Below are 19,079 nucleotides of genomic sequence, written 5' to 3'. Positions count from 1 at the left end.
TGAAAACTGCCCACGGAGTCTTGGCACACATGCTATGGCGGCTTGCAAAGCCGGACAAACGATGGATTTTGTAGAAAACTGATTAGAGGAACTTATCAGCATGCTCAACCACTGGCCGCCCCTCGGCACCCTGCGCGGCTTTGAAGCTGCGGCGCGACTGGGCAGTTTCCACAAGGCCGCCGAAGAACTGCACCTGACCCAATCGGCGATCAGCCAGCAGATCCGCAGCCTGGAGGCATACCTGGAACAGCCGCTGTTTTTCCGCAGCGGACGCAGCGTGGCCCTGACCGACGCGGGCCATGACTTCCTCAGCACCACCCAAGCGCTGCTGCAGCAACTGGCGGTGGGCGTGCGGCGCCTGGGGCAGTATCGCAAGCCCAACCAACTGGTGCTCAACACCACGCCGACCTTTGCCCGGCACTGGCTGTTGCCACGGCTCGCGGATTTCCGCCGGCAACACCCGGAAGTCGACCTGTGGATCTTCAGCACCGACGAAGTGCCCGACATGGCCAGCCAGACCATCGACCTGGCCGTGCGCGACGACATCAGCTCCCAGGCCGAATGCAGCTTCAAGGTGCTGCACGCCGACCGGCTGTTTCCCGCCTGCCACCCACGGCTGTTGAAGCTGCCCCTGGCACAACGCACTACCCTGCACGGCGAGCGGGAAATGGACTGGAGCCATTGGGCGGTGGAAGCCGGGATTGATGTGGGGCAGCAGGACCAGGGCCTGAATTTCTCCGACCCCGGCCTATTGCTCGACGCCGTATGTACCGGCCTGGGAATTGGCTTGGTCAGCCAGTTGCTGAGCCGTCAGGCGCAAACCGACGGGTTGCTCACGCCACTGGTCGACGCGACGATTCGCGGGCCGAGCTGGGCGCTGCTGACCCATCGCGACAGCGAGCAGGATCCGCTGGCGCGCAGTTTCACGGCGTGGTTACTGAGCCACCTGGAGGCCTAGTTCAAAGGTGCAGCGCCGCGCCCATACCTGCCTCGGTGCGCGGCACCTGCACCCGCAACGCAATCAACAACGCCGCTAGCAACATCAACACACCGGCGCCGAGAAACACGCCGTCGATGCCACTGAGACTGAACATCGCGCCCCCACCGGCCGCACCCGCCGCAATGGCCGACTGCACCGACGCCACGACCATGCCGCCGGCACTCTCAGCCTGGTCCGGCACGGCGCGGGCCACCCAGTTCGACCACGCCACGGGCACTCCGCCAAAGGCCATGCCCCACAGCGCCAGCAGCAATGCCTGGCCTGGCAGAGAGGCCGGGAGCAACACCAGGGCCAGCGCCGCAACGCCCACCAACACCGGCATCAACACTAAAGTGCCGCGCGGAAAACGCACCAGCATCCAACCGGCCAGCAGCGTGCCGACAAAGTTGGCTGCGCCGAACCCCAGCAGCATCAACGCCAGCCCTTCTGTCCCCACCCCCGTGGTGCTTTCCAGGAAAGGTCGGATGTAGGTGAACAGCGCAAAGTGCCCGGTGTGAACCAGCACGCAGCCAAACATGCCGATGGCGATGCCCGGACGCAGCAGCACGTCCAGTACCGTGCGCAGACGTGCGGTGCCCGTGGGCGCCAGGCGTGGCAGCGTGAACAGTTGGAACGCCAACGTCACTGCACCGACAGCGGCGGCGGCAATGAACGCACTGCGCCAGCCATACAGACCACCGAGGTAGCTGCCCAGCGGCACGGCGACCACCGTGCCCACCGCAATACCACTGAAGATGATCGACAGCGCTCGGGGCAGCAGCGCCGCCGGCACCAGGCGCATCGCCACGGCGGCTGCCATGCTCCAGAAACCGCCCAGGGCGACGCCCAGCAGGATGCGCATCAGCAGCAGCACCGCCAGGCTTGAAGAGAACGCCACCAACAGGTTTGAGGCAATCATGAGCAGGGAGAAACCCAGCAGCACCACGCGTCGGTCGATCCCACGCGTGAGGCCGGGCACCAGCAGCCCGGCGAACAACGCCACCACTGCCGTCACCGTCACGGCCTGGCCAGCGAGCGCCTCGGACACGCCCAGGTCCAGCGCCATTGGCGTCAACAAGCTGGCCGGCAGGTACTCCGCCGTCAACAAGCCAAACACCCCCATGGCCAGGGAAAACACCGCCATCCAGGCGGGCGCGTCGGGCGCCACTTGGGCAGGGTGAGCGGTTTGGACTACATAATCATTCATCACACAACATCCTCGGGAAATTAGCGCGACGGCCAGTCTAGGTTCGCCCATCCGGATGATCTATGATGCAGACCCTTGAGTTTTTGACCGAAACCCCGACCATGACTGCAATGGCGCCTTTCAATCAGTCCTCCGACCTTATCGACGAACTGCTGCGCGGCATGCGCCTGAGTGGGGTGCAGTACCGGCGCATCCAGGCCGGACCGAGCTTCGGCATGGGCTTTGAGGCCAAACCCGGACATGCCTACTTCCACTTCCTGGCCGCAGGCACGGCCACTCTGAAAACCGACGACGGTGGCCTGTTTGAATTGTCGGCAGGCAATGCCGTGTTCATCTCCCACGGCGGCGCCCATGCGCTGTCCTCCGATACGGACAGGCCTGTGCAGGACATTGACGGCTTTGCCGCGACCGCGTTGGGCGATACCGTCTGCGCCGTGGATGCGTCCCCTGATACGCCCCCCAGCACCTTGCTGTTCAGCGCCTGCATGGCGTTCGAACTCGGCAGTCTCCAGGGGCTCGGTAGCCTGATGCCGGCCTTGATGCTGATCGATGCCCAGGGCCAGCGTTACCCCGGCCTGATGCCGATCCTGGCAGTGATGGAACGTGAAGTGTCGGCTGCCCGCATCGGCTACTGCGGCATCCTCGCGCGCCTGGCCGATGTGGTCGCCGCCATGATCGTGCGGGGCTGGGTGGAATGTGCCTGCGGGAATGCATCGGGATTGGTGGCGGCGCTGCGCGACACGCGATTGGCCGGTGCCCTGCTCGTCTTGCACCAGCAGCCTGGCCGCGATTGGAGTGTGGCCGAATTGGCGGCGCACTGTCACACCTCCCGTTCGGTGTTCGCCGAGCGCTTCCAGGCCACCCTGGGCATCCCGCCCCTGCGCTACGTGACGCAATTGCGCATGCGCCTGGCCAGCCAATGGCTGACCTTGGAGCGTTTGCCCATCGAGGAAGTGGCACTGCGCCTGGGCTATACCTCTCGGGCAGCGTTCAGCCGTGCGTTCAAGCGCATTACCGGCCAACCACCGGGGGCCAGCCGTCAGCGCCGGAGAGCTGGCCCGACATGAGTTCACGGATGCCGCCACGGCGTTTGAACAGAAGATCCGACGCTATCAGCAATTACGGCGGGCCATTGCGCAGGCCGATCCTGAGCCCTTACTCTCTTGAGCCCATCACGTGGTAAGCAATGGAGGCTTCATGAAACTGATCGGCATGCTGGACTCGCCTTACGTAAGACGCGTGGCGATTTGCCTGGACCTGTACGGGGTGGATTTTGTGCATGAACCGCTGTCGGTATTCCGCAGCTTCGACGCGTTCGCCCAGATCAATCCGGTGGTGAAGGCTCCCACCCTGGTGCTGGACGATGGCACCGTGCTGATGGACTCCAGCCTGATTCTGGACTACCTGGAAACCCTGGCCCCGGCGGACAAAAAGCTGCTCGCGCAGCACCCCGACGCGCGCGCCCGGGAACTGCATATCCTAGGCCTGGCCTTGGCAGCCTGCGAAAAAAGCGTCCAGATTGTCTACGAGCACAACCTGCGCCCGGCCGAAAAGCTGCATGCGCCTTGGCTGGACCGGGTCAGCGGGCAGTTGCTCGCTGCTTATTCGCTGCTGGAAAAACAACTGCCTGACAGTGAGGTGCTGACCCAGGCGTCGATTACAGCGGCGGTGGCCTGGTCGTTCAGCCAATTCACTGTGGCGTCGGTGGTCAAGGCGGATGCGTTTCCCAACCTGAGACGCCACGCCGAGCGGCTGGAACAGCATCCTGTCTTCAAGAAACACCCGATCGAGTAAGCGGACCTACACCCAGCCGCCATCCACAATAAAGTTCTGCGCCGAACACATCGCCGAGGCATCGGAGGCAAGAAACAACGCCATATTCGCGATGTGTTCCGGCAGCACGCTGCCCGGCAAACACTGGCTGCGGCTGATCAGTTCCTTGGCCGCATCGTCGACCCACATCGCCAGTTGTTTTTCGGTCATGACCCAACCCGGCACCAGCGTATTCACGCGGATCTGGCTCGGCCCCAATTCCCTGGCCAGGGCGCGGGTCATGCCGTGGGCGGCGGCTTTGCTGGCGGCGTACACCGGGTAGCCGGCGGACGCCATCATCCAGCCGACGGAGCCGAGGTTGATGATCGCCCCGCCGCCCGCGCTTTTCATCATCGGCACCACGGCCTTGGCGGCGAAGAAGGCGTGCTTGAGGTTGACGGAGATCAGTCGATCGAACATTTCCGAGTCGACTTCTTCTAGGCTGTGGCGCACGTCATTGGCGGCGTTGTTCACCAGCACAGTGATCGGCCCCAGGGAATGCTCGAAGCGCGTGATGGCGGCCTTGTAGGCGATCTCGTCGGTGATGTCGCAGTTCACGAATTCCACCGTGTGCCCGCGCGAACTCAGCAACGCTGCCAGGCGTTCGCCCTGGCTTTGCGCGCGGTCGACAAAGCCGACCTTGGCACCCTGGGCGGCGAAGGCGCGCACCATGAATTCGCCAATGCCCGAAGCGCCTCCGGAGATCAGGACCGTCTTGCCTTCGAGGTCGGGGTAAACAGCGTGCTGGGTCGTCATGAAAGCTTGCCTCGCTTAATTAGTCTTATTTTATTTTGCAAAAATGGCGTTAAAGGCTATAAATTCGCTGCTCTATCGACAAAATATCGCACATTAGTAGAACTATTCCACTCAAAACAACAAAAGGAAGTTCGATCATGAAGCACCCTCGATACCTGCTGTCGGGCCTGGCGATGTCCATGCTGATCGCCAGCGGCGGCACCCAGGCCGCAGGCCTCACCAGCGAACACAAACCTTTCGGTAAAACCAACGACGGCACCGCCGTCGAACAGTACATCCTGCGCAACAGCCACGGCATGCAAGCCACGGTGATCACCTACGGCGGTGTGTTGCAGTCGCTCAAGGTGCCGGACAAACACGGCAAGGTCGAGGACGTGGTGCTGGGCTTCGACGACGTGCAGGGCTATCAAAGCGGCACCGCATTTTTCGGCGCGACCATCGGGCGCTTCGGCAATCGCCTGGCCGGTGGCGCTTTTGAGCTCGACGGCAAGCGCTACCAGGTGCCGCTCAACGACGGCCCCAACTCGCTGCATGGCGGCGCCCAGGGCTTCGACAAGCACGTATGGAAAGCCACGCCCGTCAAGGCCAAGGACTCGGTGGGCGTGACCCTCACCTACCTGTCCAAGGACGGTGAAATGGGCTTCCCCGGCAACCTGAAGACCGAGGTCACCTATAGCCTCAATGACAACAACGAACTGCACATCGACTACAAGGCCACCACCGACAAACCCACGGTGCTCAACCTCACCAACCACAGCTACTTCAACCTGGCGGGCGCGGGCAATGGCGACATTCTCAAGCAGGTTGCCACGTTGCACGCCAGCCATTACACGCCGGTGAATGCCACCTTGATCCCTACCGGCGAACTGGCACCCGTCAAGGGCACGCCGATGGACTTCCTGAAACCGACACCCATCGGCCAGCACATCAAGGAGGATCACCCGCAGCTCAAGTTTGCCGAGCCGAAACAGGGTGGGTTTGACTTCAACTGGGCGCTGGATAACAAAGGTGATGTGAAGCAGCTTGCGGCCGAGGTGCATGATCCTGAGTCGGGGCGGCGCTTGCAGCTGTTTACCACCGAACCTGGGGTGCAGTTTTATACCAGCAACTTCCTGGATGGGTCGGTGAAGGGCAAGGCTGGGAAGACCTATCAGCACTGGAGCGGGTTTACGCTGGAGACCCAGCATTTCCCGGATGCGCCTAACCAGCCGACGTTTGCCTCTACGCGCCTGAATCCGGGGCAGACCTATACCCAGAACACCGTCTTCAAATTCACCACCGATTAACCTGTGAGAGCGGGGACTATGTGGTGAGCGGGGCAAGCCCGCTCACCACAAGCAAGCCCGTTCATCATAGGTGAATTTTAAAATGGCAAGGGTTCAGCGTTGTTTCATACGGTCGATCACAACGGCCAGCAGAAGGATCGAACCCCGGATCACATACTGATAGAACGTGTCGATGTTCTTCAGATTCATCGCATTCTCGATGATCGCCAAAATCAACACCCCGGCGATTACATGGCGGATCATCCCTACCCCGCCACTCAACGAAACCCCGCCCAGCACGCACGCCGAAATCACTGTCAGCTCAAAGCCCTGGCCAATCATCGGCTGGCCCGAGGTCATGCGCGACGCCAATATCACCCCAGCCAACGCCCCGATCACCCCATGCACAGCGAAGATCAGGATCTTGGTGCGGTCCACGTTCACCCCCGCCAGCAATGCCGCTTCCGGGTTGCCGCCAATGGCCATGGTGTTGCGCCCGTAGGTGGTGTAGTTGAGCAGCCAGCCGAAGAACAGGAAGCACAAAATGGTGATCAGGATCGGCACCGGCACGCCAAACAACTGGCCGTTACCGAAGACAAAGAACTGCTCCTGGGACACGCCCACTGCCTTGCCGTTGGCAAAGATATACGCCAGGCCACGCACGATCTGCATGGTCGCCAGCGTGGTGATCAACGCATTGACCCGCAGCTTGGCGATGACGATGCCGTTGATCAGCCCCACCATCAGGCCCATCAGCAGCGCCGCGCCAATGCCAAGCATGACGCTGTCGGTGTCGCGCATCACAATCGCCGCCACCACCCCGGCGCAGGCGATGACCGAGCCCACCGACAGGTCAAAATGCCCCGACGCCAGGCAGAACAGCATGGTGCACGCGGCAATGCCCACGGTGGAAATCGCCAGGCCCAGCCCGCGCATGTTCAACGGTGAAAGGAAGTTGTCGATCAGCAAGGCGCACAGCAAAAAGATACTCACGGCGGCCAGCAGCATCGCCCAGTTGTCGAGCAGCGCACGCAGGTCAAGCGGCTTGCGCGCGGTGGGCAGCACGTTGTGTTGAGGGGTCATAATCGTCTCTCAGTTCGCCAGGCTGCGCGGCAAGGCCAATTGCAGCAGGTTGGATTCAGTCGCGTGCTCGCGGGTTTGTTCTCCGCGTAGCGCGCCTTCGCACAGCACCAGGATGCGGTCGCTGATGCCCATCACTTCCATGAGGTCGCTGGACACCACGATCACCGCAATGCCCTGAGCAGCGAGGTTATGGATGATCTGGTAGATCTCGGCCTTGGCGCCGATATCGATGCCACGGGTGGGTTCGTCCAACAGCAACACTTTCATCGGCATCGATAGCCAGCGGCCGAGAATGGCTTTTTGCTGGTTGCCGCCAGAGAGGTACATGATCTTTTGCGCCGCGTTGGGCGTCTTGACCTTCATGGCCTTGATCTGCTGGTCGGCGTTGCCCTTCTCCCAGCCGTCGCGCAGCAGCCAGCCAAACGTGGAATGGGCGCCCCGCGCGCTGATATTGATGTTCTCGGCGACGCTGGACAGCGGAATGATGCCCTCCTTCTTGCGGTCTTCCGGGCACAACAGCACGCCGGCCGCGATGGCATCCCGGGGTGACTGCAAATGCAGCGGCTCGCCACAGAGTTGCAGTTGCCCGGCGCTGGCACGCTCCAGGCCGCTGAGCAGGCGGAACAGCTCCGTGCGCCCTGCCCCGACCAGCCCGAACAGGCCAAGAATCTCGCCCTTACGCACATTGAAGCTGACCGGCTCACGCAGGCCGGGCCCCAAGAGGCCGTCGACCTTGAGAGCCACCTCGCCGTGCTCACGTGGGCGGTAGTCGTAGATGTCCTGGATATCGCGGCCGACCATGCACGTTACCAACTGGTCATGGGTCAGCGTGCTCATGTCCTCGAAAGTGCGCACGTAGCGGCCGTCCTTGAACACGGTCACTGCATTGCAGATGCGGAACACTTCCTCCATGCGGTGCGACACGTAGAGCACCACTTTGCCCTCATCCCGCAGGCGCGCGATGATCGCCATCAAGCGGTCGATCTCGCGCGCCGACAAGCTGCTGGTGGGCTCATCAAACGCAATCACATGGGCACCACGGGACAGCGCCTTGGCGATTTCCACCAGTTGGCGCTGGCCCAGGGAAAGACGCCCGAGCTTCTCGGCAGGATCGATTTCATCCGCCAGGCCCTTCAGGCAAGCAAGGGCCTGCTCTCGCAGCAGCCTCCGGTTGACCACACCAAAGCGCGACGGCAAATGCCCGAGAAACAGGTTCTCGGCCACGCTCATTTCCGGCACCAGGTGCAGTTCCTGATGGATCACCGCCACGCCGCTGGCAATGCTGTCAGCAGCGTTTTTGAAGGCCATGACCTGCTCGCCGATCTGCAGCGTGCCGCTGTTGGGAATGTAGGCGCCGCCGAGGATCTTCAGCAGCGTCGACTTGCCCGCGCCGTTCTCGCCCATCAACGCGTGCACCTGCCCAGGGTGGGCGCTGAAGCTGATGCCATCCAGCGCCTTGACCCCCGGAAAGGTTTTGCCGATGCCGTCAAATCGCAAGGCGGCAGCGGTCATTGCCACAGTCCGATCTTGGTCAGCTCGGCCTGGAAGTTTTCACGGGTGATCAGGGTCACTTCGTCCATGGCCGTGTACTTCGGTGGCTCGGTGCCTTTTGTGACCCACTCGTACATCATCAGCGCGGTGTTATAGCCCTCGATGTGTGGGCTCGGCAGCATCGAGCCGAAGAAGCCGCTGCTCGGTTTTTTCAGTTCGCCGATGGCGTCGGTGCCATTGATGCCGATGCCGATCACGTTGGCCGCCTTGAAGCCGGCGCTTTCAGTGGCGCGTACGCCGCCGAGCACGGTGTTGTCGTTCATGCCGCCGATGATCAGGTTTTTCGCGCCGCTGGGCAGTTTCACCAGGGCCGAGTTCGTCGCGTCCATGGAGCCTGGGACATCCAGGGTTTTGGCCGCCGTGAACAAGATGTGATCCTTGGGAATGCCAGCTTCTTCCAGGGATTTGACCGAGCCATCGGTGCGTTTCTTACCGGTGTCGAGTTCGTTGAAGGTGTTGATCACCGCATAGGTGTCCTTCCAGTCCCAGCCGCGTTTTTTCGCTTCGGCGGCCATAGCGGCGCCTTGCTTCTGGCCGACCTCGAAGGCCGCCATGCCCAGGTACGGCACGTCTTCCATGAAGTTGCCTTTGGCGTCGACGAAGCGGTCATCCACTGCAATGACTTTCAAGCCGTTGGCCTTGGCCTTGGCGACGATGGCCGGGCCGAGGGACACGTCCGGCGGGCAGATCACAAAGCCTTTGGCACCGTTGGCGGCCAGGCTGTCGATGGCCGAGAGGGTTTTCTCACCATCGGGCACGGCGATCTTGATCACGGTGAAGCCATGTTCCTTGCCGGCTTTCTCGGCAAAGGCCCACTCGGTCTGGAACCACGGTTCCTCAGCCTGTTTGACCAGGAAGCCGATCTTCACCTCTTCAGCGGCCAGCAACAGCCCGCTCAAGCTCATGGCCGAGACCGCCACAGCGGCGCAGCACAGGGAACGCAAACCACGACGACGATTCATACGGGTGACTCCTTGTTGTTGTTTTTAAAGGGGACTTATCCGGCAAAGCGGTGACAGGGTTTTCCAGGCACATCAACCTCGATGGCCAATACCGCACCATCCAGGGGGTGATCCAAAGGGCTCGCGGCACTGGTGATATAGAGGGTGGTGAGATCCGGGCCACCAAACACGCAACTGGTCGGGCGGCTGACGGGCAGTTCGATGATGCGGTCCACCTCGCCGTCGGGCGTGAGGCGCAACAGGCAACTGCCGTCCCAGCGGGCGTTCCAGGTGTAACCGTCAACGTCCATGGCCGAGCCATCCGGCCCGCCACGTTCGTGGGGGCCGAACCAGACCTGCGCGGGATCGAGCTGGCCGTCGGCTTGAATTGCATACCGGTACAACGTGCCGTCCAGGCTGTCGCCAAAGTGCACATGGCGGCCGTCGTCGCTCCACAGCAAGGTATTCGGGATGCCCAGGCCACTGAGCAACGGCGTGACCTGCGCATCAACATCGATACGAAACAGGCCGCCGGAGCGTCGGGTGATGGGCAGATCCTCGCCCTGCTCGCCGATGTTGTTCTGCATGGTGCCTAGCCACAGGCGGCCCTGGGCATCGCAGCGCGCTTCATTGCCACGGTTGCCCGGTTGCGGGTCCGCGACGCACAGCAGGGTCAGGGCTTCGGTGGCCAGGTCGAGGCGATACACGCCGCTGCTCAGGGTCACCAAGGCATCGCCGCTTTCACACGGGATGAACGCCGAGACATGCTCGGGCAACTGCCACACCTGCAACTGCCCTCCCATCAGGCGCAGCGCCTGTTTACCGGCGATATTCACCCAGTACAGTGCCTGGGTCGGCGCGTCCCAGAACGGATCTTCGCCCAACTGCGCACGGTGCGGGGTAACGGCGATACACGACATGATGCCTCCTGGATTGTTGTTGTTCTCAGGTGCGCGTTACAGCGGGTCGCGAGATGGCGTGCCATCCACCAGCCGCTGGATACGCAACGGGTTGGCGTTTTTCAACGCGTCGGGCAGCAGGCTATCAGGGTAATTCTGGAAGCACACGGGGCGCAGGAAGCGGTCGATGGCCAAGGTGCCGACCGACGTGCCACGGGCATCCGACGTGGCCGGGTACGGCCCGCCGTGCACCATCGAATCGCAGACCTCCACACCGGTCGGGTAACCGTTGAGCAAGATGCGGCCGACCTTCTGTTCCAGCAGCGGCGTGAGTTCAGCGAACTGTTGCAGATCAGCTGGCTCGCCAATGATCGTGGCGGTGAGTTGGCCGTGTAGCCCTCGCAAAGCGGCGCTGAGCTGGGCTTGGTCAGTGACTTCGACAAACACGGTGGTTGGGCCGAAGACTTCTTCCTGCAGCACTTCATCGCCGTCGATCAACAAGCTCGCATCGGCCTTGAATAACTGCGGTTGCGCTTGGTTGCCAGCCTGTGGGCTGCCCGCCAGGTGCTGGATGCCCGGATGTGCCAGGAGCTTTTCCAGGCCCTTGCCATAGCTGCCCAGGGTGCCGGTGTTGAGCATGGTCTGCGCCGGTTGGTCGCCGATCAATTGCGCAACTTGCTGGGTGAACGCGGTGAACTCAGGCGATGCGATGCCAATCACCAGGCCTGGGTTAGTGCAGAACTGGCCGCAACCCTGGACCACCGAGGCGGTCAGGTCACGTGCGACGCTTTCGGCCCGTGATTTCAAGGCCTTGGGCAGCACGAGCACCGGGTTGATGCTCGACATCTCGGCAAACACCGGGATCGGCTGCGGGCGCGCTGCCGCCATGTCGCACAACGCACGACCGCCCTTGAGCGAGCCGGTAAAGCCCACCGCCTGGATCGCCGGGTGCTTGACCAGCGCTTCACCGACGCCGCCACCGAAGATCATATTGAACACACCGGCGGGCATCTCGGTGGTTTTGGCCGCGCGGATGATTGCATCGGCAACCCGCTCGGCCGTCGCCATATGCCCGCTGTGGGCCTTGAATACCACCGGGCAACCTGCCGCCAGCGCGGCAGCGGTGTCGCCGCCCGCAGTAGAAAACGCCAGGGGGAAGTTGCTTGCACCAAATACGGCTACCGGCCCCAGGCCGATGCGGTATTGACGCAAGTCCGGGCGCGGCATCGGCTGGCGATCTGGCAACGCCTTGTCGATGCGCGCGCCGTAGAAATCACCGCGACGCAACACCGTGGCGAACAGGCGCATCTGGCCGCTGGTACGCCCGCGCTCCCCCTTGATGCGTGCGGCGGGCAAGGCGGTTTCGCGACAGACCAGATCGACAAACTCATCCCCCAGCGCGTCCAGCTCATCGGCCACTGCATCCAGGAACTGCGCACGGCGCGCCGCACTCAACGCACGGTACGCAGGGTAAGCCTGCGCGGCGGCCTTGGCGGCGGCGTCGACTTCCTGCGGCGTGGCCTGGTAGAACACCTGGGGCAAGGCTTCGCCGGTGGTGGCGTCGACGCTTTGCAAGGTGACGCTGCCGTTGGCGCTGCGCTGGCCGCCGATGTAGTTGTGGCCGAGGAACGAGGTCATAGTTTTCTCCTTAAAGGGTGATGACGCTGCCGGGTGCGAACGCTGCTTCGCTGCTGCCGACACGGTTGACCAGCGGCGCGCCGAACTCGGCCTGGCTGATCTCGAATACATCGCCCGGCTGGGTACGGATACCGTCGGCGAATGACAGCGTGGCGGTGCCGAAGAAATGAACGTGCACATCGCCCGGCGTGAGGAACTGGCGGTACTTGAAGTGGTGGTATTCGAGGTTTTCCAGGCTGTGGCACATATTGGCCTCGCCGCTGAGGAATTCGTTCTGCCAGATCACTTCGCCGTCGCGCAGAATGCGGCTGGTGCCCGCCAGGTGCTGGGGCAACTCGCCCACGCGCAACTCGGGGCCATAGCTGCAACTGCGCAGTTTGGAATGGGCCAGGTACAGGTAGTTCTTGCGCTCCATAACGTGGTCGGAGAACTCGTTGCCCACTGCGAAACCGACGCGATAGGGCTGGCTGTCCGGGCCAATGACGTAGAGGCCGCCGATCTCCGGTTCTTCGCCGGCATCTTCCGCGAAAGGCGGCGACGGGAAGGCCGCGCCGGGGCGCACCACAATGCTGCCGTCGCCCTTGTAGAACCACTCCGGTTGCACGCCTGCCTGACCGGATTCCGGCTTGCCGCCCTCCACGCCCCATTTGAAGATGCGCATGGTGTCGGTCAGCGCGGTGTCATCCCCGGCCTGATGCATCTTGTCCCGCGCCGAGGCGCTGCCCAGGTGGGTCAGGCCGGTGCCGCTGATCAGCATGTGGGCCGGGTCCGGGTGGTCCAACGGCGGCAGGATTTTCAGGTCGGCCAGCAAAGTGGCGTAATCGTAGCTGTCGCCCAAGCCCAGGCTGTCCACCTGTTGCGCCAGGCCGACACCGGCGTCTATCGCAGCCAGGGCCAGTTCGCGCACCGTGCGGGCGCTGTTGACCTCACGCACTTTGCTGCCGTCCACCACGCCAACCCGGCGGTCCCCGTTACGTAATTCAAACTGAACCAAACGCATGTCATTTCTCCTGAATCAAGTACGTGTAGCGCCACGGGCACTGGCGGCGAATTGGTCGACAGGCAGCACGTGCTTGCGCTCCAGCTGGCGGTAGACCACACCCGTCAGCAGCAAGCCAAACACCATCACTGCGGACAAAAAGTACAAGCCCGACGCCAGGTTGCCGGTGTACTCCTTGAGCGCGCCGATCACGAACGGGCCGATATAACCGCCGAGGTTGCCCACCGAGTTGATCAACGCAATGCCCGCCGCCGCACTGGCACCGGCAAAGAACCGTCCCGGCAAGGTCCAGAACACCGCCGTGCAAGAAAACATCGCGAACGCCGCCAGGCACAGCGCGGCCATTTGCAGCACCGGCACGCTCAGCCAGGCGCTGCAGAACAGGCCGATGGCGCCCAGCACGTAAAGCACGGCGAGATGGCCGTAGCGATCATTCAAACGGTCGGAACTGCGCGGGATGATCAGCAGGCCGATGATGCCGAAGATGTACGGCACGGCAGAGATGAAACCGGTGGTGAGGTCACTGCCGCCGAATTGCTTGATCAAGGTCGGCAGCCACAGGCCCAGGCCATAAATGCTCAGGGTCACCGGCAGGTAGAACAGCGCCAGCAACAGCACGCGCTTGTCTTTCAAGGCATGCAGCGGGTTGCCGTGACGGGTTTGGCCGTAGGCTTGCAGGTCTTTGGCGAGTTCGCCGGTCAGCCAGGCTTTTTCATCCTCGCTCATCCAGTTGACCTCCTTGGGGCCGTCCGGCAGGTAGCGCAGCACCGGCCAGGTCAGCAGGATCGCCGGCGTGCCGATGACGATAAACAGCCACTGCCAGCCATGCAGGCCAAGGATGCCGTCCATGCCCAGCAAACCACCGGACACCGGCCCGGTGATCATCATCGCGATGGGCTGGGACAGGATGAACAGCCCGAGGATCTTGCCGCGATGGCGCACCGGAAACCACTGGGTGATGTAGTACAGAACGCCCGGAAAGAACCCCGCCTCCGCCGCCCCGAGCAAAAAGCGCATCACATAGAAGCTGTGCGGCCCCTGCACGAAGGCCATGCCGATGGTGATGGCGCCCCAGGTGATCATGATGCGCGCAAACCAGCGCCGTGCGCCGAAGCGGTCGAGCATCAGATTGCTGGGGATCTCAAAGAGGAAATAGCCGATGAAGAACAACCCTGCGCCCAAGCCGTAGGCGGCGTCGCCAATGCCGACGTCGGCGCCCATGTGCAACTTGGCGAAACCCACGGCGGAGCGGTCCACGTAGGCGATCAGGTACAGCAGGATCAGGAAGGGAATCAGTTTCAGCGTGATGCGCCGAATAAGCCGCAGTTCCTGGCTCATGGGGTCGATCTCCGATTGTTGTTTTTATAGAAGCTCGGGGGACGCCTCTCGCGAAAATCCGCCAGGGCCATACCTCAGTTGAAGCCGACTATATAGTATGACTATTTGCAAAACAACTCTTCCAAAGCAGGGTTTTTGCGCTTATGCTTAAGCACGTATAGAACATATAGTCATACAATAAGAGAATCGATCATGTCTGATAAAAAGCCCGGCCTACGCTCCGCCCAGTGGTTTGGTACTGCCGACAAGAACGGCTTCATGTACCGCAGCTGGATGAAGAACCAGGGCATTGCCGACCATCAGTTCCATGGCAAACCGATCATCGGCATTTGCAACACCTGGTCGGAGCTGACCCCGTGCAACGCGCATTTCCGCCAGATCGCCGAGCACGTCAAACGCGGCGTGATCGAGGCCGGTGGCTTCCCGGTGGAGTTTCCGGTGTTCTCCAATGGCGAATCGAACCTGCGCCCCACCGCCATGCTCACGCGCAACCTGGCTAGCATGGACGTGGAAGAAGCGATTCGCGGCAACCCGATTGACGGCGTGGTGCTGCTGACCGGCTGCGACAAGACCACCCCCGCCCTGCTGATGGGCGCCGCCAGTTGCGACGTGCCGGCCATCGTGGTCACCGGCGGGCCGATGCTCAACGGCAAGCACAAGGGCCAGGACATCGGCTCGGGCACCGTGGTGTGGCAGCTCAGCGAACAGGTGAAAGCTGGCACCATTACCCTGGATGATTTCCTGGCGGCCGAAGGCGGCATGTCGCGCTCGGCGGGCACCTGCAACACCATGGGCACCGCGTCGACCATGGCTTGCATGGCCGAGGCACTGGGCACCTCGCTGCCGCACAACGCGGCGATTCCGGCGGTGGATGCGCGGCGTTATGTGCTGGCGCATATGTCCGGCATGCGCGCGGTGGAGATGGTGCGCGAAGATTTGAAGCTGTCGAAGATCCTCACTAAAGAAGCGTTTGAAAACGCGATCCGCGTGAATGCCGCCATCGGCGGCTCGACCAACGCGGTGATCCATCTCAAGGCCATCGCCGGGCGCATTGGCGTCGAACTCGATTTGGACGATTGGACCCGCATGGGCCGTGGCATGCCGACCATCGTCGACTTGCAGCCATCGGGGCGCTTCCTGATGGAAGAGTTCTACTATGCCGGGGGCCTGCCCGCCGTGTTGCGTCGCCTCGGTGAAGCCAACCTGATTCCCCATCCGAATGCCTTGACTGTGAACGGCAAGTCCCTCGGCGAGAACACCCAGGACTCGCCGATCTACGGCCAGGACGAAGTGATCCGCACCCTCGACAACCCGATCCGCGCCGACGGCGGTATCTGCGTGCTGCGCGGCAACCTGGCGCCTCTCGGTGCAGTCCTCAAGCCGTCCGCCGCCAGCCCTGAACTGATGCAGCACCGAGGTCGCGCCGTGGTGTTCGAGAACTTCGACATGTACAAGGCGCGCATCAACGACCCGGAACTGGATGTGGACGCCAACTCGATCCTGGTCATGAAAAACTGCGGGCCCAAGGGTTACCCGGGCATGGCCGAAGTCGGCAACATGGGCTTGCCCGCCAAGCTGCTGGCCCAAGGCGTGACCGACATGGTGCGGATCTCCGACGCGCGCATGAGCGGCACGGCCTACGGCACGGTGGTGTTGCACGTGGCGCCGGAAGCGGCGGCCGGCGGTCCGTTGGCCACGGTCAAGGAAGGTGACTGGATCGAACTCGACTGCGCCAATGGCCGCCTGCACCTGGACATCCCCGACGCAGAGCTGGCGGCCCGCATGGCCGACCTGGCGCCACCCGAGAAGCTGATCGTCGGCGGCTATCGCCAGCTGTACATCGACCATGTGCTGCAGGCCGACCAGGGCTGCGACTTTGACTTCCTGGTGGGTTGCCGTGGGGCGGAAGTCCCAAGGCATTCCCACTAATTGGGATGCTATGATGCCGCGTCTTTAAGCCAGAGCCGTCCTGTCGTCATGGATCACCAGCCGCCCAAGCCGCGCAAGAGCCAGCATGCCCAGATCGTCCAGGATTTGGGCATGCACATCGTTTCCGGTCGCTTCAAGCCCGAAGAACGCTTGCCCATGGAGGCCACGCTCTGCGAGGAGTACAAGGTCAGCCGCTCGGTGTTGCGTGAAGCGACCCGCGTGCTCAGCGCCAAGGGCCTGGTGTATTCCAAGCCACGGGTGGGCGCGGTGGTGCGGCCACGCTTGAAATGGCACCTGCTCGACCCGGACGTGCTGTCCTGGTTGATGCAATCCACGCCCCACAGCGAGTTCTTCAACACCCTGGCCGGCGTCCGGCGCATCCTCGAACCGGAAATCGCCGCCATGGCCGCGACCACCGCCACCGACGAAGACATCGCCACCATCGAGCAAGCCTACCTGGGCATGGAAACCGCGCAGACCCACGAACAGCTGCTGCAGGCTGACCTGGACTTCCACCGCGCGATTGCCGATGCCACCCGCAATGACCTGCTGGCCTACATGTGCAACATGCTGTCGCTGCCGTTGCGCGAGTCGATCAACATCACCAACCGCCGCCCGGACATCCAGGGCCTGAGCCTGCCCCGGCACAAAGCAATCCTTACCGCGATCCAGAACCGTGATGCGCTTGGGGCGCGGCACGCGTCGCTGGTGCAACTGGATGACACGCGGGTGGCGTTGGATACCGTGATGAATGTGCTCACGCCGCTCTGATTGCGCCATTCCTTGAGCTGCACTGAACCTGTGGCGAGGGAGCTTGCTCCCGTTGGGCTGCGAAGCGGCCCCAAACAGCCGGCTCCAGCTTCGCTGTCGAACGGGAGCAAGCTCCCTCGCCACAAAAACCTCACCTCCTCAAGCAACCCGTTTTCCCGCTGAATAACTCGCCGTGCGCTGCCACTTCACGCGTGACAGATATCCGACTTCGACGGCTACTCAAGCTCGATAGGAATGGCAAACGTGCGCTTGTTGTTTTGCATGGCGACAAAGGTCTTGAACTGTTTGATGTTGCCGAAAAAGAACAGCTCACGGGTCAGTTGCTCGTATTCGCTCATGTCCTTCACATTCATCACCAGCAAAAAATCAAAATCACCGGTCACGTAGTACACCTGCTGCACCTGCGGGCAGCCCACGAAACGCCGCTTGATCTCGTCCAGCAGGTCCAGGCGTTCATTTTCCAGCTTCACTTCAACGATCACCGTGATCGGCCGCCCCACGGCCGTGGGGTCGACGATGCTCACGTTCTGGCTGATCACGCCGGCTTTCTCCAGCGCGACGATACGTCGGTTCACCGCCGACGGTGACAGGTTGACCAACTCTGCCAGTTCGCGCTGGGACAGTCGGTTGTTCTCCTGCAGAACATTGAGGATCTTCCTGTCGTAAGCATCCAACTGCATAGGGCATTCCTCGGTGAAGGGCGCAAAACGCCGGTTGACGCAGATTCGTTGCGCCAGCCACCGAGAATCTAGCAACTTCCCACGCCAACCACGCAACAAAATGCCAAAACGCAAGAATGGTGCATTTACGCCGTGCATTTTCGGCCAATCGTGCGCAAGGCAGGCCTTAGCATCATCTGCACCGCAAATAACAATAAGAAAGGAGACCACATGACCCCCTCCCTTTGTGCTCGCCACTGCCCTTCGCCTTTTCACTGGGAATCCTTCATGAAACTTGATCAGCAGCAAAACCGGCACAACTTCGTCTCCACGGCACGGCGTTATCTCACCCTTGGCGCGGCAGCACTGCTGCTGGGCACAAGCCTGGGTGTCCAGGCAGCGACGCTGGAGCAAATCGAGGCGAAGGGCGTATTGAGCGTCGCCACCGAAGACAGCTACTACCCTTTCGAATTCATCAAGGACGGCGAATCCGACGGCTTTCATAAAGACGTGATCGCCGAACTGCGCAAGTACGCGCCGTTCAAGGTCAACCAGGACATCATGCCCTGGACTGGCCTGCTGGCCGGGATCACCTCGGGCAAATACGACGCTGCCATCACCGGTGCCGGCGTGACCGAAGAACGCCTGGGCGCCTTCGACTTCGTGGCGCCGGTGGCCCCCGAGGTGTCCTACTACATCAAGCGCGCGGATGACGGGCGCATCAAGGGCCTCGCCAACTTGTCCGGCCTGACCGTGGGCGTACAGGCCGGCGGTGCGCAACTGGCGCGCCTGACCCAGCTCGACGCCAAGCTCAAGTCCCTCGGCGGCTCATTGGGCAAGGTCGTGCAGTACCAATCCTATCCGGAAGCCTACGCCGACTTGGCCAACGGCCGTCTGGACTACGTGGTCAACTCCATCGTGCCGGCCAATATGCTGGTCAAGGAACGCCCCAAGGTCTTCGCTGTGGGTGAGCCCACCTCGGGCATGGGCTTCATTGCCTGGCCCGTGGCAAAAGGCAACACCGCGCTATTGGAGTACCTGAGCGGTTTCGTCAATCACTTGCGCGACACCGGCAAGTTGGCCGAACTGCAGAAGAAATGGCTGGGCCAAGCCTTCGACAACCTGCCACGCGAGCCGATCACCTCGGTCGAACAGTTCAAGCAGTTGACCGCGCAGTAGATCGCACGGCGTCTATCACCCGCGTTGATCCGGCCCGCTGGCGGCCGGGCAACGCGCTCGATCCAAGGAATT

17 protein-coding genes are annotated in these 19,079 nt (G+C 62.3%); 7 read left to right on the top strand and 10 right to left on the bottom strand.

The window, feature by feature from the left end; translation table 11 throughout:
• Positions 1–100 precede the first annotated feature (100 nt).
• Positions 101–958, top strand: coding sequence for a LysR substrate-binding domain-containing protein (locus OZ428_RS13395; protein WP_269133684.1), 858 nt, complete (start codon positions 101–103; stop codon positions 956–958).
• 1 nt (position 959) lies between these two features.
• Here OZ428_RS13395 and OZ428_RS13390 read toward each other — a convergent pair whose 3' ends face one another.
• On the bottom strand, positions 960–2,186 hold the full coding sequence (locus OZ428_RS13390; protein ID WP_269133683.1) for an MFS transporter: 1,227 nt from the start codon (positions 2,184–2,186) through the stop codon (positions 960–962).
• 65 nt (positions 2,187–2,251) lie between these two features.
• Between OZ428_RS13390 and OZ428_RS13385 the strand changes: the two genes are divergently transcribed.
• Together OZ428_RS13385 and OZ428_RS13380 are read left to right on the top strand one after the other, a co-directional pair.
• Complete coding sequence (locus tag OZ428_RS13385) at positions 2,252–3,253, top strand: AraC family transcriptional regulator (RefSeq protein ID WP_269134175.1); 1,002 nt, start codon at positions 2,252–2,254, stop codon at positions 3,251–3,253.
• A gap of 130 nt (positions 3,254–3,383) precedes the next feature.
• A complete protein-coding gene (locus OZ428_RS13380) occupies positions 3,384–3,980 on the top strand; it encodes a glutathione S-transferase (RefSeq protein ID WP_269133682.1) in 597 nt (198 codons plus the stop codon).
• A 6-nt stretch (positions 3,981–3,986) separates the two neighbouring features.
• Here OZ428_RS13380 and OZ428_RS13375 read toward each other — a convergent pair whose 3' ends face one another.
• Entirely contained in the window at positions 3,987–4,754 is a 768-nt protein-coding gene (locus tag OZ428_RS13375; protein WP_177114757.1) for an SDR family NAD(P)-dependent oxidoreductase, read from the bottom strand.
• Positions 4,755–4,891: 137 nt separating this feature from the next.
• Between OZ428_RS13375 and OZ428_RS13370 the strand changes: the two genes are divergently transcribed.
• Positions 4,892–6,040 (top strand): aldose epimerase family protein, encoded by a 1,149-nt coding sequence (locus OZ428_RS13370; protein ID WP_269133681.1) that lies wholly within the window; start codon positions 4,892–4,894, stop codon positions 6,038–6,040.
• A 93-nt stretch (positions 6,041–6,133) separates the two neighbouring features.
• Here the strand turns inward: OZ428_RS13370 and araH are convergent, their stop codons facing one another.
• From araH to OZ428_RS13335, 7 genes are read right to left on the bottom strand one after another with little or no spacing between them, the layout of a single operon-like run.
• Positions 6,134–7,102, bottom strand: a complete 969-nt coding sequence (gene araH, locus OZ428_RS13365; protein WP_269133680.1) for an L-arabinose ABC transporter permease AraH — start codon at positions 7,100–7,102, stop codon at positions 6,134–6,136.
• A gap of 9 nt (positions 7,103–7,111) precedes the next feature.
• Positions 7,112–8,614: an L-arabinose ABC transporter ATP-binding protein AraG gene (araG, locus tag OZ428_RS13360; RefSeq protein ID WP_269133679.1), complete on the bottom strand. Its 1,503-nt coding sequence runs from the start codon at positions 8,612–8,614 to the stop codon at positions 7,112–7,114.
• The gene (locus tag OZ428_RS13355; RefSeq protein ID WP_016976497.1) at positions 8,611–9,615 is read right to left on the bottom strand and encodes a substrate-binding domain-containing protein; all 1,005 of its coding nucleotides are present in this window, start codon (positions 9,613–9,615) and stop codon (positions 8,611–8,613) included. The genes araG and OZ428_RS13355 overlap by 4 nt, the downstream gene beginning before the upstream one ends.
• A 35-nt stretch (positions 9,616–9,650) precedes the next feature.
• On the bottom strand, positions 9,651–10,514 hold the full coding sequence (locus tag OZ428_RS13350) for an SMP-30/gluconolactonase/LRE family protein (protein WP_269133678.1): 864 nt from the start codon (positions 10,512–10,514) through the stop codon (positions 9,651–9,653).
• 36 nt (positions 10,515–10,550) lie between these two features.
• Positions 10,551–12,131 carry an aldehyde dehydrogenase (NADP(+)) gene (locus tag OZ428_RS13345; protein WP_269133677.1) on the bottom strand — a complete coding sequence of 527 codons (1,581 nt, stop codon included), beginning with the start codon at positions 12,129–12,131 and terminating at the stop codon, positions 10,551–10,553.
• Between the two features lie 10 nt (positions 12,132–12,141).
• The gene (gene araD1 / locus OZ428_RS13340) at positions 12,142–13,131 is read right to left on the bottom strand and encodes an AraD1 family protein (RefSeq protein WP_269133676.1); all 990 of its coding nucleotides are present in this window, start codon (positions 13,129–13,131) and stop codon (positions 12,142–12,144) included.
• A 15-nt stretch (positions 13,132–13,146) separates the two neighbouring features.
• Positions 13,147–14,469 carry an MFS transporter gene (locus tag OZ428_RS13335; RefSeq protein ID WP_269133675.1) on the bottom strand — a complete coding sequence of 441 codons (1,323 nt, stop codon included), beginning with the start codon at positions 14,467–14,469 and terminating at the stop codon, positions 13,147–13,149.
• A gap of 192 nt (positions 14,470–14,661) precedes the next feature.
• On the opposite strand from OZ428_RS13335, the gene OZ428_RS13330 reads away from it, so the two are divergent.
• Positions 14,662–16,398 (top strand): IlvD/Edd family dehydratase, encoded by a 1,737-nt coding sequence (locus tag OZ428_RS13330; protein WP_033903150.1) that lies wholly within the window; start codon positions 14,662–14,664, stop codon positions 16,396–16,398.
• A 48-nt stretch (positions 16,399–16,446) separates the two neighbouring features.
• On the top strand, positions 16,447–17,169 hold the full coding sequence (locus OZ428_RS13325) for a FadR/GntR family transcriptional regulator (protein WP_016978830.1): 723 nt from the start codon (positions 16,447–16,449) through the stop codon (positions 17,167–17,169).
• A 215-nt stretch (positions 17,170–17,384) separates the two neighbouring features.
• On the opposite strand, the gene OZ428_RS13320 is transcribed toward OZ428_RS13325, so the two are convergent.
• The gene (locus tag OZ428_RS13320) at positions 17,385–17,849 is read right to left on the bottom strand and encodes an Lrp/AsnC family transcriptional regulator (protein WP_269133674.1); all 465 of its coding nucleotides are present in this window, start codon (positions 17,847–17,849) and stop codon (positions 17,385–17,387) included.
• 267 nt (positions 17,850–18,116) lie between these two features.
• On the opposite strand from OZ428_RS13320, the gene OZ428_RS13315 reads away from it, so the two are divergent.
• Positions 18,117–19,007 (top strand): transporter substrate-binding domain-containing protein, encoded by an 891-nt coding sequence (locus OZ428_RS13315; protein ID WP_269133673.1) that lies wholly within the window; start codon positions 18,117–18,119, stop codon positions 19,005–19,007.
• Positions 19,008–19,079: the final 72 nt, after the last annotated feature.

Source organism: Pseudomonas sp. GXZC (assembly GCF_026967615.1).
Lineage (GTDB): Bacteria > Pseudomonadota > Gammaproteobacteria > Pseudomonadales > Pseudomonadaceae > Aquipseudomonas > Aquipseudomonas azotoformans_A.
This window is presented reverse-complemented; position numbering and strand designations above follow the sequence as displayed.

Excerpts from the sequence above, each read along its gene's own strand:
- OZ428_RS13335 (WP_269133675.1), bottom strand. The coding sequence starts at position 14,469 with ATGAGCCAGGAACTGCGGCTTATTCGGCGCATCACGCTGAAACTGATT.
- OZ428_RS13350 (WP_269133678.1), bottom strand. The coding sequence starts at position 10,514 with ATGTCGTGTATCGCCGTTACCCCGCACCGTGCGCAGTTGGGCGAAGAT.
- OZ428_RS13355 (WP_016976497.1), bottom strand. The coding sequence starts at position 9,615 with ATGAATCGTCGTCGTGGTTTGCGTTCCCTGTGCTGCGCCGCTGTGGCG.
- OZ428_RS13370 (WP_269133681.1), top strand. The coding sequence starts at position 4,892 with ATGAAGCACCCTCGATACCTGCTGTCGGGCCTGGCGATGTCCATGCTG.
- OZ428_RS13375 (WP_177114757.1), bottom strand. The coding sequence starts at position 4,754 with ATGACGACCCAGCACGCTGTTTACCCCGACCTCGAAGGCAAGACGGTC.
- araG (WP_269133679.1), bottom strand. The coding sequence starts at position 8,614 with ATGACCGCTGCCGCCTTGCGATTTGACGGCATCGGCAAAACCTTTCCG.
- OZ428_RS13380 (WP_269133682.1), top strand. The coding sequence starts at position 3,384 with ATGAAACTGATCGGCATGCTGGACTCGCCTTACGTAAGACGCGTGGCG.
- OZ428_RS13325 (WP_016978830.1), top strand. The coding sequence starts at position 16,447 with ATGGATCACCAGCCGCCCAAGCCGCGCAAGAGCCAGCATGCCCAGATC.
- OZ428_RS13390 (WP_269133683.1), bottom strand. The coding sequence starts at position 2,186 with ATGAATGATTATGTAGTCCAAACCGCTCACCCTGCCCAAGTGGCGCCC.
- araH (WP_269133680.1), bottom strand. The coding sequence starts at position 7,102 with ATGACCCCTCAACACAACGTGCTGCCCACCGCGCGCAAGCCGCTTGAC.
- OZ428_RS13315 (WP_269133673.1), top strand. The coding sequence starts at position 18,117 with ATGAAACTTGATCAGCAGCAAAACCGGCACAACTTCGTCTCCACGGCA.
- OZ428_RS13320 (WP_269133674.1), bottom strand. The coding sequence starts at position 17,849 with ATGCAGTTGGATGCTTACGACAGGAAGATCCTCAATGTTCTGCAGGAG.
- araD1 (WP_269133676.1), bottom strand. The coding sequence starts at position 13,131 with ATGCGTTTGGTTCAGTTTGAATTACGTAACGGGGACCGCCGGGTTGGC.
- OZ428_RS13330 (WP_033903150.1), top strand. The coding sequence starts at position 14,662 with ATGTCTGATAAAAAGCCCGGCCTACGCTCCGCCCAGTGGTTTGGTACT.
- OZ428_RS13345 (WP_269133677.1), bottom strand. The coding sequence starts at position 12,131 with ATGACCTCGTTCCTCGGCCACAACTACATCGGCGGCCAGCGCAGCGCC.
- OZ428_RS13385 (WP_269134175.1), top strand. The coding sequence starts at position 2,252 with ATGCAGACCCTTGAGTTTTTGACCGAAACCCCGACCATGACTGCAATG.
- OZ428_RS13395 (WP_269133684.1), top strand. The coding sequence starts at position 101 with ATGCTCAACCACTGGCCGCCCCTCGGCACCCTGCGCGGCTTTGAAGCT.